Source organism: Mesorhizobium sp. USDA 3734 (genome assembly GCF_056279665.1).
In genome coordinates this window covers 1205098-1220628 of record NZ_JBWCCW010000001.1, presented here as the reverse complement: position 1 = coordinate 1220628, position 15531 = coordinate 1205098, and the positions used below count along the sequence as shown (strand labels likewise).

15 protein-coding genes are annotated in these 15531 nt (G+C 64.1%); 7 read left to right on the top strand and 8 right to left on the bottom strand.

Annotated features, from left to right (window positions below):
- Window positions 1–10 precede the first annotated feature (10 nt).
- Window positions 11–1507, bottom strand: coding sequence for a histidine--tRNA ligase (gene hisS, locus ACZ89F_RS05765; protein WP_476090807.1), 1497 nt, complete (start codon window positions 1505–1507; stop codon window positions 11–13).
- Between the two features lie 256 nt (window positions 1508–1763).
- Between hisS and ACZ89F_RS05760 the strand changes: the two genes are divergently transcribed.
- Window positions 1764–2018 (top strand): hypothetical protein, encoded by a 255-nt coding sequence (locus ACZ89F_RS05760; protein WP_476090806.1) that lies wholly within the window; start codon window positions 1764–1766, stop codon window positions 2016–2018.
- 30 nt (window positions 2019–2048) lie between these two features.
- On the opposite strand, the gene ACZ89F_RS05755 is transcribed toward ACZ89F_RS05760, so the two are convergent.
- Window positions 2049–2687: a DNA-3-methyladenine glycosylase I gene (locus ACZ89F_RS05755; RefSeq protein WP_476090805.1), complete on the bottom strand. Its 639-nt coding sequence runs from the start codon at window positions 2685–2687 to the stop codon at window positions 2049–2051.
- 214 nt (window positions 2688–2901) lie between these two features.
- Between ACZ89F_RS05755 and ACZ89F_RS05750 the strand changes: the two genes are divergently transcribed.
- Window positions 2902–3639, top strand: coding sequence for a L,D-transpeptidase (locus ACZ89F_RS05750; protein WP_476090804.1), 738 nt, complete (start codon window positions 2902–2904; stop codon window positions 3637–3639).
- A gap of 273 nt (window positions 3640–3912) precedes the next feature.
- Entirely contained in the window at window positions 3913–4833 is a 921-nt protein-coding gene (locus ACZ89F_RS05745; RefSeq protein ID WP_476090803.1) for a bifunctional 5,10-methylenetetrahydrofolate dehydrogenase/5,10-methenyltetrahydrofolate cyclohydrolase, read from the top strand.
- 12 nt (window positions 4834–4845) lie between these two features.
- On the opposite strand, the gene glcF is transcribed toward ACZ89F_RS05745, so the two are convergent.
- From glcF to ACZ89F_RS05725, 4 genes are all read right to left on the bottom strand, one after another.
- Window positions 4846–6171 (bottom strand): glycolate oxidase subunit GlcF, encoded by a 1326-nt coding sequence (gene glcF, locus ACZ89F_RS05740; RefSeq protein ID WP_476090802.1) that lies wholly within the window; start codon window positions 6169–6171, stop codon window positions 4846–4848.
- An 11-nt stretch (window positions 6172–6182) separates the two neighbouring features.
- Window positions 6183–7388 carry an FAD-binding protein gene (locus tag ACZ89F_RS05735; protein ID WP_476090801.1) on the bottom strand — a complete coding sequence of 402 codons (1206 nt, stop codon included), beginning with the start codon at window positions 7386–7388 and terminating at the stop codon, window positions 6183–6185.
- A gap of 236 nt (window positions 7389–7624) precedes the next feature.
- Entirely contained in the window at window positions 7625–9121 is a 1497-nt protein-coding gene (locus tag ACZ89F_RS05730) for an FAD-linked oxidase C-terminal domain-containing protein (protein ID WP_476090800.1), read from the bottom strand.
- Window positions 9122–9261: 140 nt separating this feature from the next.
- Entirely contained in the window at window positions 9262–10584 is a 1323-nt protein-coding gene (locus ACZ89F_RS05725; RefSeq protein WP_476090799.1) for a DUF3422 family protein, read from the bottom strand.
- Window positions 10585–10793: 209 nt separating this feature from the next.
- Between ACZ89F_RS05725 and ACZ89F_RS05720 the strand changes: the two genes are divergently transcribed.
- The 3 genes from ACZ89F_RS05720 to ACZ89F_RS05710 are packed head-to-tail and all read left to right on the top strand — an operon-like array spanning window position 10794 to window position 13600.
- Window positions 10794–11597 (top strand): FCD domain-containing protein, encoded by an 804-nt coding sequence (locus ACZ89F_RS05720; protein WP_183445146.1) that lies wholly within the window; start codon window positions 10794–10796, stop codon window positions 11595–11597.
- A gap of 19 nt (window positions 11598–11616) precedes the next feature.
- Entirely contained in the window at window positions 11617–12753 is a 1137-nt protein-coding gene (locus tag ACZ89F_RS05715) for an alpha-hydroxy acid oxidase (RefSeq protein WP_476090798.1), read from the top strand.
- 37 nt (window positions 12754–12790) lie between these two features.
- Window positions 12791–13600 carry a metallophosphoesterase gene (locus ACZ89F_RS05710; protein WP_476090797.1) on the top strand — a complete coding sequence of 270 codons (810 nt, stop codon included), beginning with the start codon at window positions 12791–12793 and terminating at the stop codon, window positions 13598–13600.
- Between the two features lie 50 nt (window positions 13601–13650).
- Here the strand turns inward: ACZ89F_RS05710 and ACZ89F_RS05705 are convergent, their stop codons facing one another.
- Window positions 13651–13782 carry a hypothetical protein gene (locus ACZ89F_RS05705; protein ID WP_274533732.1) on the bottom strand — a complete coding sequence of 44 codons (132 nt, stop codon included), beginning with the start codon at window positions 13780–13782 and terminating at the stop codon, window positions 13651–13653.
- A gap of 294 nt (window positions 13783–14076) precedes the next feature.
- A complete protein-coding gene (locus ACZ89F_RS05700; protein WP_476097217.1) occupies window positions 14077–14775 on the bottom strand; it encodes a type 1 glutamine amidotransferase in 699 nt (232 codons plus the stop codon).
- 87 nt (window positions 14776–14862) lie between these two features.
- Here ACZ89F_RS05700 and ACZ89F_RS05695 point away from each other — a divergent pair, with 87 nt between their 5' ends.
- Entirely contained in the window at window positions 14863–15510 is a 648-nt protein-coding gene (locus tag ACZ89F_RS05695; protein ID WP_476090796.1) for a hypothetical protein, read from the top strand.
- Window positions 15511–15531: the final 21 nt, after the last annotated feature.

Below are 15531 nucleotides of genomic sequence, written 5' to 3'. Positions count from 1 at the left end.
GGTCGCGCTCTTATTTCGCGCGATCAGCAGCCTGCGCCGCCAGGATCTTCTTGACCTCGGCGACCAGTTCGCCCTCCGCCACGGTCACCTGCGCCGGGCGCGCGGCGCGCCATTCGGCGTTGTCGGTGATTTCGGCGGACATGCGCGCACCTTCGATCAGATCCTTGATCTGCAGCTCGCCCGTGGCGCGCTCATCACCGCCCTGGATGATTGCGACCGGGCAGCCTCGCCGGTCGGCATATTTGAGCTGCGCCTTCATGCCGGCGCCGCCGAGATACATTTCGGAACGGATGCCGGCGGCACGCAGCTCCGCCACCATCTTCTGATAGCGACCGAGGCTGTCGGTGTCCTTATCCATCACCAGCACGACGACCGGCGCGATCACATCCGAGGCGTCGAGCTTGCCGAGGTTCTTCAGCGCGGTCATCAGTCTGCTAACGCCGATGGAAAAACCTGTCGCCGGCACCGGCTCGCCGCGGAAGCGCGAGACGAGGCCATCATAGCGCCCGCCGCCACCGACCGAGCCGAAGCGCACGATCTGGCCGTCCTCGTTGGGGATTTCGGCCAGCAGTTCGGCCTCGAAGACCGGACCGGTGTAGTATTCAAGGCCACGCACGACCGAGCGGTCCATGACAATACGGTCCTCGCCATATCCTGCCGCCCTGACCAGGGCTTCAATCGTCGCGAGTTCTCCAACGCCTTCCTGATAGGTCGAGTTCGAACTGACCATGGAATCCTGGCCGGCCTGTATATTCTTCGCTGTCGCGAGAAGAACCGCCTCGGCTTGCCCGCTGTTCAACCCGGCGCCCTTGGCGAAGTCGCCTTCGCCTTCCTTGCCGCCATCCCAGCGCCCCGGCCCAAGCAGAAGCTTCACGCCTTCCGGCCCGAGCTTGTCCAGCTTGTCGATCGCCCGCAGCACCGTCAGCCGGCGGCCGGCATTCTCCTCGCCGCCAAGGCCGATCGCCTCCAGCACGCCGTCCAGCACCTTGCGGTTGTTGACGCGGATGACGTAGTCGCCGCGCTTGACGCCAAGCGCTTCCATGACGTCGGCCATCATCATGGCCATCTCGGCGTCGGCGGCCACGCCCGGCGTGCCGATCGTGTCGGCGTCGAACTGCATGAACTGGCGGAAGCGGCCGGGACCGGGCTTCTCGTTGCGGAACACCCAGCCGGAACGATAGCTGCGATAGGGTTTGGGCAGCCGCTCGTAATTCTCGGCGACAAAACGCGCCGTCGGCGCGGTCAGGTCATAGCGCAGCGACAGCCACTGGTCGTCATCGTCCTGGAACGAGAACACACCTTCGTTCGGCCGATCCTGGTCGGGCAGGAATTTTCCGAGCGCATCCGTGTATTCGATCAGCGGCTGGTCGGCCGGTTCGAAACCATAAAGCTCATAGACCGAGCGGATCGTTGCCATCATCTTCTCGACGGCGCGGATGTCCTCGGCGCTGCGGTCGGCAAAACCGCGCGGCAGTCGCGCTTTCGTCTTTTCCGATTTGTCGGCCATGAGCTGGGGTCTTTTTGTTGGGTAAATGCGGACTTGTTTCGAGTGCGCGTGTCCTAGCCGAAGCGGCTTTGTGCGGCAAGGCCGCCGAGGGGCAGCCATCTCCGCTCTCTCAGCAAGATGGACGCGGGCGCTTGCCTTCGTTTCCGTTGCCTCCGAAACAAAACCGCACCAAAAATGAAACAATCCCGCCATGAGCGCGGCATCGTGCCGACACAATCGCAAGACATAAACGCGTCGAAATGAGGGGTTCGCGGCCATGACCAGCACAGCAAGATTCCATGCCATCGACAGCGATGCGGGCGAATTGCCCGCGTGCTTGCGCCCGGCCGACATCCACGCTCCGAAAATGGTCAGCCAGGCTGCCGGCCCGTTCGAAGTACCTGCCGACACCGGCAAGGGACCTTCCATGCGCGACGCGTTGATGACCGGCCTGCTGGTGATCTATCCGACCGTGGCCACGGTGGTGGCGATCGTCGCCGGTCTGATGCTGGCCAGCGCCAACGGCACCTGAAATTACTCGGCTTACCGAAAGCAGGAGGGGTTACTTCGGCCTTTTGAACGCCTTCCGCTCCTTCTCGACCTCTTTGCGGCAGACGCAGCCCTCGAGATGGTCGTTGACCAGACCCATCGCCTGCATGAAGGCGTAGACCGTGGTAGGCCCCACGAAGCTCCAGCCGCGCTTCTTCAACTCCTTCGAAATCCGCACCGAGACCGCCGTGGTCGGGTTGGCGCGCAGATGGGCGAGATCGACGATCACCGGCCGCTCGTCCTTGCCGGGTTCGAACTTCCAGAACCAGGCTGCCAGCGAGCCGAATTCATCGGCCATTTCGCGGGCGCGCTTGGCGTTGTTGATGGTCGAGACGATCTTGCCGCGATGGCGGATGATGCCGGCATTGCCGAGCAGGCGCTCGACATCCTTGTCGGTGAAGGCGGCGACCTTGTCGAATTCGAAATTGGCGAAGGCCTCGCGAAAATTCTCCCGCTTGCGCAGGATGGTCAGCCATGACAGGCCCGACTGAAAACCTTCGAGGCAGATCTTTTCAAACAGCCTGCGGTCGTCCGCCACAGGCCGGCCCCATTCATGATCGTGGTAGTGCAGATAGTCGGGCAGATTGCCGTGCCAGAAGCAGCGCGCGATACCGTCTGGACCGGCGAGCAGGCCGGTGTTTTCCTTGTCCATAAGCCAAAATCCGTTCGTTAACGCGCTTTTGCGCTGCATTTACTGCGGCTTTACCAGATTCCTGAACCCGGCGGTAACCACACCAAAAGGTTTATCGACACTTGCGCATTTTACGCATTCCGATTCATGTTTCGGTTGCTGCTTCCACGCCAATGATCGCCGAACCGGGCGGACGTTTCCACCCGTTTGTATCAGACGATCAAGGTGCGTTCCGATGAAGACAGTGTTGTTTCCCGTGCTCGGCGCGGTGGCTGTGTTTGCCGCCGGCGTCACGCCCTCCACCGCCGGCGACCGCTATGCCGACAGGCCGCCGGTGATGGTGAGTCCCGACCTTTCCGCACCCTGGGTGCTGCAGCTTGGCCAGGCGCCCGGCATCGTGCGCCAGAACCGCCAGGTCGTCCAGCAACAGCGGCGCCTGCGCCTGACCCAGCCCGACCGGGTGCAGACGGCGGCGGTGCAGCCACAGGCCAAGCGCATCGCGATGCGCCCACAGATCAAGCCGATCTACCTGCCGCAGGAAGTCGCCTATGACGGCCCGCAGAAGCCGGGCACGATCGTCATCGACACCACGCAGAATTTCCTCTTCCTGGTCGAGAAGAACGGCAAGGCGCGCCGCTATGGCGTCGGTACCGGCAAACCCGGCTTCGAGTGGTCGGGCACGCACAAGATCACCAACAAGCGCGAGTGGCCGGACTGGCGTCCGCCGGCGGAGATGATCAAGCGCGAAGCCGCCAAGGGCCGCTATCTGCCGACCTATCTGGCCGGCGGCATGGAGAACCCACTTGGCGCACGCGCGCTCTACCTCGGCACGACCGAGTACCGCATCCACGGCACCAACCAGCCGTGGACGATCGGCGGCGCGGTGTCCTCGGGCTGCATCCGCATGCGCAACGAGGACGTGGTCGACCTCTATGAACGCGTCAATGTCGGAACCACGGTCGAGGTGATATGATAGTGTTGGCGAATCACCTGGCCGGCAAAGCAGTCCGCTTTTCGAGATCAGTTCAGAGATAACGGGGGACGGGTCGTATGGGGATGCGGCCAGTCAGGAAGGGCAGCACGGGAAACCGCGCTGCCCTTTCCGTTTTTGAGCAAAAAGCGAGCTGACAGCAAGGCAAGACTTCGCCCGAACGTCGCGCCAAGGGCATAGCGGTTCGCTTTCATGCTGCCCTTCGCCAGATTCTTTTGCTATCTCGGCGGCACGTTCCAGCCAGAGAGTTCATTCATGCCCCTGTCCGATGACAGCCGCTATCTCAAGGGCGGCCCGGTCGCCCAGCGCATCATCGCCGCTGTGCGCGAAGATGCCGCGATTGCCAAAGCCGAGGGTTTTCCGCCCAAGCTGATCTCGATCACCGTCGGCGACACCGACGCGGTGGATGTCTATGTGCGCAACCAGCGCGCCAAGGCGCAGCTGGCCGGCATCGATTTCGAGGAACGGCGCTTTCCCGCCACCATCACCTCAGGCGAACTGGAAGCGGCGATCCACGGCCTGAACGCCGATCCGCGCGTCACCGGCATCATTATCCAGCGGCCGGTTCCTGCCCATATCCCGATCAGGACGCTGCAGGCGGCGGTGCACTCGCTGAAAGATGTCGAGGGCATGCACCCGGCTTCGATCGGCAACATCGTCTACAACCAGCTCGACCTCGCCCCCTGCACGGCGGCCGCCTCGGTCGAGCTGCTGAAGGAGACCGGCCTCGACCTCAAGGGGTTGGAAGTCGTCATCGTCGGCCATTCGGAAATCGTCGGAAAGCCGATCGCCTTCCTGTTGATGAGCGAAGGCGCGACAGTGACGGTCTGCCACCACATGACGCGATCGGTTGCCGCCCATGCAAGGCGCGCCGACGCGCTGTTCGTCGCCGTCGGCAAGCCGCGGCTGATCAAGGCCGACATGGTCAAGCCGGGTGCGGCCGTCATCGACATCGGCATCAATTCCGAGATTGGGCCTGACGGGTCAAGCCGTATCGTCGGCGACGTTGACACCGAAAGCGTGCGCGAGGTTGCATCCTGGATCACCCCGGTGCCGGGCGGCGTCGGCCCGATCACGGTGGCCATCCTGCTGCGCAACACGATGGTCGCGCTCAGCCGCCAGCGCGCGCTTTATGAGGCGACCTACGGCACTGCGGACAGGCTCGCGGCGGAGTAAACGCCGAACGCACTATTCGGCGGCGACTAGGCTCTCTTCTGCAACGCCTTCCGGCTTCGGCCCGCCATAGGCCCAGTCGAGCAGCTTGATCGTGTGAACCACCGGCAGCTTAGCCGCCGAGGCGATCTGCGTGATGCAGCCGATGTTGCCGGTGGCAACGATCGACGCACCCGTCGCCTCGATGTTTTTCACCTTGCGGTCGCGCAGTTTGGCTGAAATCTCGGACTGCAGGATGTTGTAGGTGCCGGCCGAGCCGCAGCACAGATGGCCTTCGCGCGGCTCGCGCACGATGAAGCCGGCCTTGGCTAGCAACTCTTTCGGCTGGCGCGTGATCTTCTGGCCATGCTGCATCGAACAGGCCGAGTGATAGGCAACGATGGTGCCGGGCTTGCGCACCGGGTCGGGCAAGTCGAGGCCGGCCAGATATTCGGTGATGTCCTTGGCCAGTGCCGACACGCGCGCGGCCTTGTCGGCATAGGCCGGGTCCAGTCGCAGCATGAAACCGTAGTCCTTGATGGTGGTACCGCATCCGGATGCGGTGATGACGATGGCATCGAGCCCACCCTGCTCGATGGCGCGCGTCCAGGCATCGACATTTTGTCTGGCCGAGGCAAGGGCAGCTTGCTCCCGCCCCATATGATGCACCAGGGCGCCGCAACAGCCCTCGCCCGGCGGCACCACCACCTCAACGCCGAGCCGCGTCAGCAGCGAAATCGTCGTGTCGTTGATGGCGGGATCGAGCACCGATTGCGCGCAGCCGGTGAGAATGGCGACGCGACCTTTTTTCGCCCCCTGCCCGGCATGGATGCCAGGGGAAGCCATCGGTGAGGCCGTGGGGATCGCGGCCGGGGCGAGCCTGAGCATTGCGCCGAGCGGTTGCAGCGCCGGGACTTTGTCGAACAGGCCAATGAACGGCTTGCCCAGCTTCGCCAATCTGAGTGCTGCGCGAAAACGCGCGGGATAGGGCAGCATCAAGGCCAGCATGGCGCGGGTCAGGCGGTCGAGCAGCGGCCGCCTGTAGGTCTCCTGGATATGGGCACGCGCATGGTCGACCAGATGCATGTAGTTGACGCCCGACGGGCATGTCGTCATGCAGGCGAGGCACGACAGGCAGCGGTCGATATGGGTGACGATCTCCTTGTCGGCCGGACGGCCGTTCTCCAGCATGTCCTTGATCAGGTAGATGCGCCCACGCGGTGAATCGAGCTCATTGCCCAGTGTCACATAGGTCGGGCACGTCGCGGTGCAGAAGCCGCAATGCACGCATTTGCGCAGGATCTTTTCCGATTCCGCGACATGCGGATCGGCAAGTTGAGCAAGGGAAAAACTGGTCTGCATCGCGTTGGATCCTAGGCCATTCGGCCGGGATTGAGGATGTTCTTGGGGTCGAATTCCTGTTTCAGGCGCGCCGCTAATGCGGCAAGTGCGGGCGGCTGCGGCTCGAACACCGGCAAGGCGGCGCGATGGGAGGGTGCCGCGCGCACCAGCGTCGCATGGCCGCCGCCATGTTTTCTCAAAAGCCCGCGCAGCAGAGCGGCTTCCGGGTCGCCCTCTTCCATGCGCAGCCACACCAGCCCGCCCTGCCAGTCATAGAAGGCGCTGACGGCGGCCTGCATGCGCAGTGTCAGAACCATCTGGTGGCTCTGTCCCGGCGTCATCGACACGCGCCAGACCGGTTTCTCGCTGTTGTCGGCGAAGGGTCTGATATCGCGCACGTCGCGCCAGATCAGCCGTGAAGCTTCGCCGGCAATCTCCTCCAGCGGCCCGGCCTTGCCGAGCAGCGTTTTCAGCGCGGCGATGCGGTAGGCGACCGACGGGCCGAAACCCTCGACACGCAGCAGCGTTGCGGCCTCGCTGCCGAGACTGCCGCCGGCGACGCGCGCGGCGATCCGTTCCGGCAGATGGGCGGCACTCGACACTTCTGCGCTGGAGCCTAGCGCCATGGCCATGGCGGCGGCAGCCGCATCGTCGAGCAGGCCACGAATGGCGAGCGTCACTTCGGTTTCGGCGGCGGGCAAGACCTTGAAAGTGACGTCGGTGAATACGGCCAGCGTGCCCCAGCTGTTGGCCATCAGCTTGGACATGTCATAACCGGTGACATTCTTGACCACGCGGCCACCCGACTTGAAGGCCTCGCCACGGCCGGACACCACATTGATACCCAGAATATGATCGCGCGCAGCACCCGCCTTCAGCCGGCGAGGACCGGAGAGGTTCGCGGCGAGCACACCGCCCAGCGTGCCTTTTCCAGGCTCGCCGCCGAGCAGCGGGCCGTAATCCATGGGTTCGAAGGCGAGCTGCTGGCCGTTTTCCGCCAGCAGCTTCTCGATGTCGGCCAGCGATGTGCCGGCCTTGGCCGACAGCACCAGTTCAGCCGGCTCATAGAGCGTGACGCCGGTGAGCCTCGACAGGTCGAGCGTGTGCTCGGTTTGCAGCGGACGGCCGATGCCGCGTTTCGAACCATGGCCGAGGATTTCCAGCGGCGAGCCTTCCGCCGCGGCCCAGGCGACGGTGGACAGGACTTCGTCTGACGTGGTTGGGGTGAAGGTGGTCATGGCTATCGCTGATTCCTCGCCCCGCGAAGCGGGGAAGGCCATATCGGCCGCGTTCCTTCACACCCCCCTCTGTCCTGCCGGACATCTCCCCCGCAAGGGGGGAGATTGGCAGCTCGCACGACCGCGTCTTTCAAACCTTGGTGATTGGCGAAAGCCAATACGACATCCAATCTCCCCCCTTGCGGGGGAGATGTCCGGCAGGACAGAGGGGGGTGTTCAAGCACCGACATGCCCGGTCAAAACCTCGGAATGTCCGGAAACGGCAGTTTGCCGCCCGAAATGTGCATGCGCCCAAGCTCGGCGCAGCGGCGCAGTTGCGGGAAGACTTTTCCCGGGTTGAGCAGATGGTTGGGATCGAAGGCGCATTTGACGCGCATCTGCTGGTCGAGGTCGACCTGGCTGAACATTTCCGGCATCAGGTCGCGTTTTTCCACGCCCACCCCGTGTTCGCCGGTGAGCACGCCGCCGACCTTGACGCAGAGACGCAATATGTCGGCGCCGAAGCTTTCGGCCTTGTCGAGCTCACCCGGCACGTTGGCATCGTAGAGGATCAGCGGATGCAGGTTGCCGTCGCCGGCGTGGAAGACATTGGCGACGCCGAGACCGTATTTCTCCGACAGCTCGCGCATGCCGGCGAGCACACGCGGCAGCTCCTTGCGCGGGATAGTGCCGTCCATGCAGTAATAGTCGGGCGAGATGCGGCCGACGGCAGGGAATGCCGCCTTGCGGCCGGCCCAAAAGCTCAACCGCTCCTGTTCGGACTGCGATATGCGGCAGGTGGTCGAGCCGTTCTTGTAGGCGATCGCCTCGACAAGACCGATCAGATGATCGACCTCGACGCCCGGCCCATCGAGTTCGACGATCAGCAGTGCCTCGACATCGAGGGGATAGCCGGCATGAACGAAATCCTCGGCCGCGTGGATTGCCGGCCGGTCCATCATTTCCATGCCGCCCGGAATGATGCCGGCGCCAATGATGTCGGCGACGCACTGGCCGCCCTGCTCGCTGGTCGGGAAGCCGATCAGCAAGGCGCGCGCCGTCTCCGGCTTCTTCAGGATGCGCACGGTGACCTCGGTGACAATGCCGAGCAGCCCTTCCGAACCGGTCATGACGCCGAGCAGGTCATAGCCTTCCGCATCGAGGTGACTGCCGCCGAGCCGCACCACCTCACCGTTCATCAGCACCATCTCGATGCCGAGCACATTGTTGGCGGTGAGGCCGTATTTCAGGCAGTGCACCCCGCCGGAATTCTCCGCGACATTGCCGCCGATCGAGCAGGCGATCTGGGAGGATGGATCGGGCGCGTAGTAGAAGCCCTCCTGCTCGACGGCGGTGGTGATGCCGAGATTGGTGACGCCCGGCTGGGCGACGACGACGCGGTTGGGGAAATCGATCGCAAGTATGCGGTTGAAGCGGCTCATGACCAGCAGCACCGCGTCCTCGAGCGGCAGCGCGCCGCCCGACAGTGAGGTGCCGGAGCCACGCGGCACGACGCGGATGTTGCGGTCGTTGCAGTATTTCAGCACGCGCGAAACCTGCGCCACCGTTTGCGGCAAAACGACAACCAGCGGCAGCTGCCGATAGGCGGTCAGGCCATCGCTCTCGAACGCACGCATGGAATTTGCGGCGTCGACGACGCCCTCGCCCGGCACGATGATGCGCATGTCGGCGACGATCTCGTCGCGCCGGCGCATCGTGGCGTCGTCTGGTTTCGGCATGGCCAGGCCGGACATCAGCAGCCTCTTCTCGCTTGACTGGTCAAAATCTTTTACCAGTGAAGCGCGTTGGTTGCAAATCCTGCCTTGGCGGGGAATCCAGCCTCAGGGTCGAGACGGGCTTCCGCAGCGGCAATCTGCCGCTGCCTCCTGTTCCGCTATTCGCCCGCCAGCTTGCCGGGTTCGGAATGCATCCGGCGCACCCGGCGCACGCCCCACCAGACCAGTAGGATGGCAAGTGGCACGGAAGCGGCCGTAACGACCTCCGGAGCGAAGGCATGGCCGAAGATCGAGGCGCCCTTGGCGACATAGCCAATCAGGCCGACCACATAATAGGAGACGGCGGCGACCGAGAGGCCTTCGACGGTCTGCTGCAGGCGCAGTTGCAGGCGGGCCCGGTTGTTCATCGAAGCGAGCAGGTCGCGGTTCTGCTTCTCGACCTCGACATCGACCCAGGTGCGCAGCAGCGTCGTGGCGCGGGTCAGTTTTCGCGATAGATTGGCTTGCCGCTCCTCGACCGAGCGGCAAGTGCGCATGGCTGGCGCTACGCGCCGCTGCAGAAACCCGCCCCACGTGTCGTAGCCGGGCACGGCTTCTTCCTCCAGCGCTTCCAGCCGCTCGACGACGATGCCGTCATAGGCGCGGCTGGCGCCAAAGCGGTAGAGGCTCGACGCCGCGTCCGCCTCCAGTTCCGCGGCAAGTTCGGTCAGGTCGGCCAGCAAGGTCTGGCTGTCGCGGGTCTCAGCAACCTTCATCTCCAGCGTGGTCTGCGCCAGCCGGTCCTCGATGCGGCGGGCGCGGCCGGACAGGTTCAGCGCCAGCGGCAGGCCGAGCATGGCCAGCGTGCGATAGGTTTCGATGTCGATCAGCCGCTGCGACAACGCGCCGGTGCGCGCCGGGGTCAGGCCACGATCGAGCACCAGCATGCGGGTCATGCCGTCGCCATCCTGGCGGAAGTCGGTGATGATGGCGGCGTTGCCGCGTTCGACCAGCGAATAGCACAGGCTGGTCGGATCGAAGCCGGCGATCAGCCGCTCGCTCGCTTGCGTCCATTTGCGGATTTCGAGCCTGATGCCGGAAATCACGGTGCCTGGAGGTGAGAAACCGTTGCCGAAAGGCGAATCTTCCTGCGTCCTACCGCTCTCGGAGAGCGGCCCTTCCCACAGATAGGTCGAGAATTCGGTATGTCGCTCCCAGCGCAGCGAGCCCTTGCCCCATTTCATGGCGTGGTGGCGGGCCTGGCGGTCGGGAGCGGCGATACCGAGGCGTCGTGACAGTTCGGAAAGCACGGCCATGTCGACGCCGGAGCCGCCCTCCGTCATGAAGGCGAGTTGCACCAGGACACGCGGCTTTTCGATCAGCGGATGCGGCCGGGCATGGACCTCGCCGAGCGCACCGGGCCGGCCCTCATGCGCGGGAAACCCCATGACGCTGCCCTTGGCGCGCGGCTGGAATTCGAGATTGGACGGGTCGTCTGACACGGCTTGTCCCCCGGGTTTCTCTGAACCCTCTTGCACTCGCGTCCCTCTAGAGCCAATAGCCTGATGACGCAAACAGCAAAGTTTAGCCGAAGATGATATGGCGTCGGGCGGCAAATTCGACACGCTTCGGCCAATTGGATAAATAATTTGACCAGTTGGCGACGCAGGCTTTATCCTGCGCGACATCGGTTCACCTTCCAGGCATTGAGTTGAGCGACATTTTTTCCAGGATCGAGCATTCGCGGACCGCCGACGAGGTGGTGCAGCAGATCGAGAGCCTCATCCTCGAAGGCGTGCTGCGCACCGGCGACCGGTTGCCGGGCGAGCGCGAGCTTGCACGCCAGTTCGACGTGTCGCGGCCGATCCTGCGCGACGCACTGAAGGCGCTGGAAGGGCGCGGCCTTCTGACGACAAGACCCGGCGGCGGCACGCATGTCGCCGATGTCATCGGCCAGCTGTTCACCAAGCCGGTGACGGACCTGATCTCGATGCACCGCAAGGCTGTGACCGACTATCTGGAATACCGCCGCGAGATCGAAGGGGTGGCGGCCGAATACGCGGCGCGGCGCGCCACGCCGGACGACATGGCGCTGCTCGACAAGATCATGGCACGCATGGACGACGCGCACCGGACCGGCGACTTCGACGACGAGGCTGAAATCGACGTCGAGTTCCACCACGCGATCTGCGAATGCGCCCACAACATCATCCTTTTGCACACGCTGCGCTCCTGCTATCGGCTGTTGTCGGAAGGCGTGTTCCAGAACCGGCTGCTGGTGTTCACCGTGCCCGGCGCGCGCGAGGCGCTGCTTGCGCAGCACCGGGCGATCCATGCGGCAGTGAAGGCCGGCGACCCGGCCGCTGCCCGGCAAGCGGCGATGGACCACATCACCTACGTCGAACGGTCGATGGCGGAGGCCGAGCGCAGCGGCGACTGGCAGCGCGTCTCGCGGCTGCGGCTGAAACAGCGCGTCGACGCCACCGATACCGAACCTGCACGCAAACGCTCCTAGCCATCGAAACGGGAAGCCCATGAGCCAAATCCTGACCATCGCCGACCTCAAGGACCTCGCGCGCCGGCGCGTGCCGAAGATGTTCTTCGACTATGCCGATTCCGGCTCGTGGACCGAAGGCACGTATCGGGCCAACGAAGAGGACTTCCAGAAGATCAAGTTCCGCCAGCGCGTCCTCGTCGACATGGATAACCGTTCGCTGGCTTCGACGATGATCGGCGAGAAGGTTTCGATGCCGGTTGCTTTGGCGCCAACCGGCATGACCGGCATGCAGCACGCAAATGGCGAGATGCTGGCGGCGCAGGCAGCGGAAGAGTTCGGCGTGCCGTTCACCCTTTCGACGATGAGCATCTGCTCGATCGAGGATGTTGCCTCCGTAACCACCAAGCCGTTCTGGTTCCAGCTCTATGTGTTGCGCGACAAGGATTTCGTGCTCAACCTCATCGACAGGGCGAAGGCGGCGAAATGCTCGGCGCTGGTGCTGACGCTCGACTTGCAGATTCTCGGCCAGCGCCACAAGGACATCCGCAACGGGCTTTCGGCGCCGCCCAAGCTGACGCTGACGAACATCGTCGACATGGCCATCCGGCCGCGCTGGTGTGCCGCCATGGCCGGCACCAAGCGCCGGACCTTCCGCAACATTGTCGGCCACGCCAAAGGCGTCGGTAACATGGCCTCGCTGGCATCGTGGACGACAGAGCAGTTCGATCCGCATCTGTCGTGGAAGGACGTCGCCTGGATCAAGGAGCGTTGGGGCGGCAAGCTGATCCTCAAAGGCATTCTCGACAAGGAAGACGCACTGATGGCGGCCAAGACCGGCGCCGACGCAATCATCGTTTCAAACCATGGCGGACGCCAGCTCGATGGCGCATCCTCGTCGATCGGCGTGCTGGAAGAGATTGCCGATGCGGTCGGCGACACGATCGAAGTGCACATGGACGGCGGCATCCGCTCCGGGCAGGACGTGCTGAAGGCGCTCTGCCTCGGCGCCAAGGGCACCTATATCGGCCGGCCATTTCTTTACGGGCTGGGTGCGCTTGGCAAGGAAGGGGTTACCAAGGCATTGGAAATCATCCGCAAGGAGATGGACATCACGCTGGCGCTGTGCGGAAAGCGTCTGGTCACCGACATGGGCAAGGACCAGCTCCGGCGCTAAGTCCCGTGACAGCCTGACCCACGGAGACGACGAGACGTTGGCGGAACCCGGTATCCATTTTCTCGACGCGCATGGGCCGGACGGTGTGCGTCTCTACGCCATTGGCGACGTCCACGGCCGGCTCGACCTGCTGGCCGCCATGCATCAGCGCATCAAGGTTGAGATCGAGCGGGAGGCGCCTGCCGACTGGCGCGTCATCCATCTTGGCGACTATGTCGACCGCGGGCCGGACTCAAAGGGCGTCATCGATTTCCTGATCGAAGCGCGAGAGCGCGACCCGCGCTACCTGATGCTGGCCGGCAACCACGACATCGGCTTTCTCGATTTTCTCAAGACCCCCGACCCGGACGGACTTTTCATCCGGTTTGGCGGCATCCAGACGGCGCAGTCCTACGGCGTGGCGATCAGTGAAGGCACCAGCGCATGGTTCGGCAAGGCCGAGTCCGCCGTGCGCAAAGGACATCAGGCCCTGGTCGAGGCCGTGCCGCAAAGCCACATCGATTTCCTGCGATCGCTGCCGTTTTCGGTGACGCTGGGCGACTTCTTCTTCTGTCACGCCGGCATCAGGCCGGGCATTCCCCTGGACAGGCAAAACCCGCAGGATCTGATCTGGATCCGTGACGTCTTCCACAACCACCCCGGCCTTTATCCAAAGATCGTGGTGCACGGCCACACGCCGGTGCCGGAGGCAGAGGTGATGGCCAACCGCGTCAATGTCGACACGCTCGCCTGGCAATCAGGCATGTTGACCGCGCTCGTCGTCGACGGGCCGGACAAACGCATCCTGACAATGACAATCAAGGAACCCGGGACGATCAAGGAACCTGGGACGATAAAGGAAGCTTGAGCGCGGCGCGTCCAAAGACGAGACGCTCGGCTCGTGACGCAGCCCCGGCTTTAGCGAAGCGAGGCGGTGACGCCGTAGCCGTCGACGGCGTTGTGGTTGTTGGCTGCGTCGGCGGCATAAATGCCGAGGCCGCACAGCACGATAGCGGATACCATGGCAAAGGACAGAAGCGCTGCTTTCACGGACGTCATCTCTTGTTGAGCTTTCTGCATCTGTGCACGAGGCGGTTACCAATGCGTTGAAACGGAGAATTCGCTTCAAAGTTTCGACGATTTCGCGCTTCTAGGCATGTTCTGTATCAACGGTGTGTCGCGCGGGTCACACAAAAGGTTCATCGCGGTTGCACAGAAGATGCAGAGCGCGCGCCTTCTAGGCTGGCGGGCGCACACAAGCCAAGGGTGAAAGGCGTTTTCCCCAGGCGGATTCATTGCGGCGTGCCAATTATGTCACGCGGCAGGGCACCGAGGGATGGATGCTCAGATTGTCGCCACCCAGGCGCGGGCGATGGCCAGGCCGGCGGCATCCGCGTCGGGCCCGTTGCGGGCCATTTCGCCATCGAGCTTGCCGGCCCAGTCGGGATGGCGCGCGGCAATGGTCGGGGCAAAGGACGTGCTCCAGTCCCTAACCATCGGCCTGTCGGCCTCGAAATGGAACTGGAAACCGTAGACGGCGCGGCCGACGCGGAACGCCTGGTTCTCGGCGACATCGTTGCCGGCGAGCCGCACGGCGTTTTCAGGCAAAACGAAGGTGTCGTCGTGCCACTGGAAGATCGGGAATTTTTCCGGCAGCGCACCCAGCACCGGATCGGCCTTGGCATCCGGCGTCAGCGACACGCCGTGCCAGCCGAACTCGTTGGCGCCGCCGATGCGGTTCTCGCCGCCGAAGGCGCGGGCGACGAGCTGGCTGCCGAGGCAGATGCCGAGCACGGCGCGATCCTTGCCGGCGAAATCGCGGGTCAGTTCGAGCAGTGCCGGGAAATAGGGGTACTCATCGTCGGCCAGCGCATTCTGGCCACCGCCGAGCACGATCATGGCATCGTGCCCGGCCGCGTCATCCGGCAGGGGATCGCCCTTGTAGGGGAGACGCAGATCGAGATCGGCGCCCGCCTCCGCAAGGGCGGCACCAACCTGGCCAAGGCCGGTATTGTCGTAGTTCTGGACCACCAGCACCCGCATGAAAAACCCTGCTGACATGGAAATGATGCGACGAGCGATACCATGTCGTCAGCATTGCAGCCAAGATGCGCGTTCGGAGAGAAAGCTATGCCACTGCAAAACCGGGTCGATCCGTTCGGCGCCATCCACGCCGTGCCCGAGCGCGGACTGTTCACCGGCAATCGCGGCATCCTCCACGATCCCCAGACGAAGACGCTGCTGAAAAGGCGCTGGGCGCTTCAGGCCTGGATCATCTGCATCTGCCAATTCCGCGATGTGCGGCGCGAGCCGATGGGCCGCAACCGGAAGGGCGGTAAAGCGGGCTGGACCGAGCTGTTCTTCCTCGACGAGGCAACGGCACTGGCGGCCGGGCATCGCCCCTGCTTCTTTTGCCAGCGCGAACGGGCCAAGGATTTCGTCAGCCGCTTCGGCGAGGCTTTCGGCATTGCCGAGCCGCGTGCGCCGATGGTCGACAAGCGGCTGCACAAGGAGCGGCTGGCGTCGGGCGGCAAGCCGCCAGGGGTTGCTGTTGAAGGCCTTGCCGGCCTGCCGGACGGCGTCATGGTTGCGGATGGCAGCACCGTTTATGCTCTGCGTAGGGGCAAGGCACTGCGCTGGTCCTTTGCGGGATATGGGCAACCCGACGATTTCGGCCTGCTCAAAGGCAAGACGCTGTCGCTGCTGACGCCGGCCACGACGCTCGGCGTGCTGCGGCACGGCTTTCGGCCGGTGTGGCATCCGACCGCCGAGGCTTGACGCCGGCGACCGGCTCGCTCA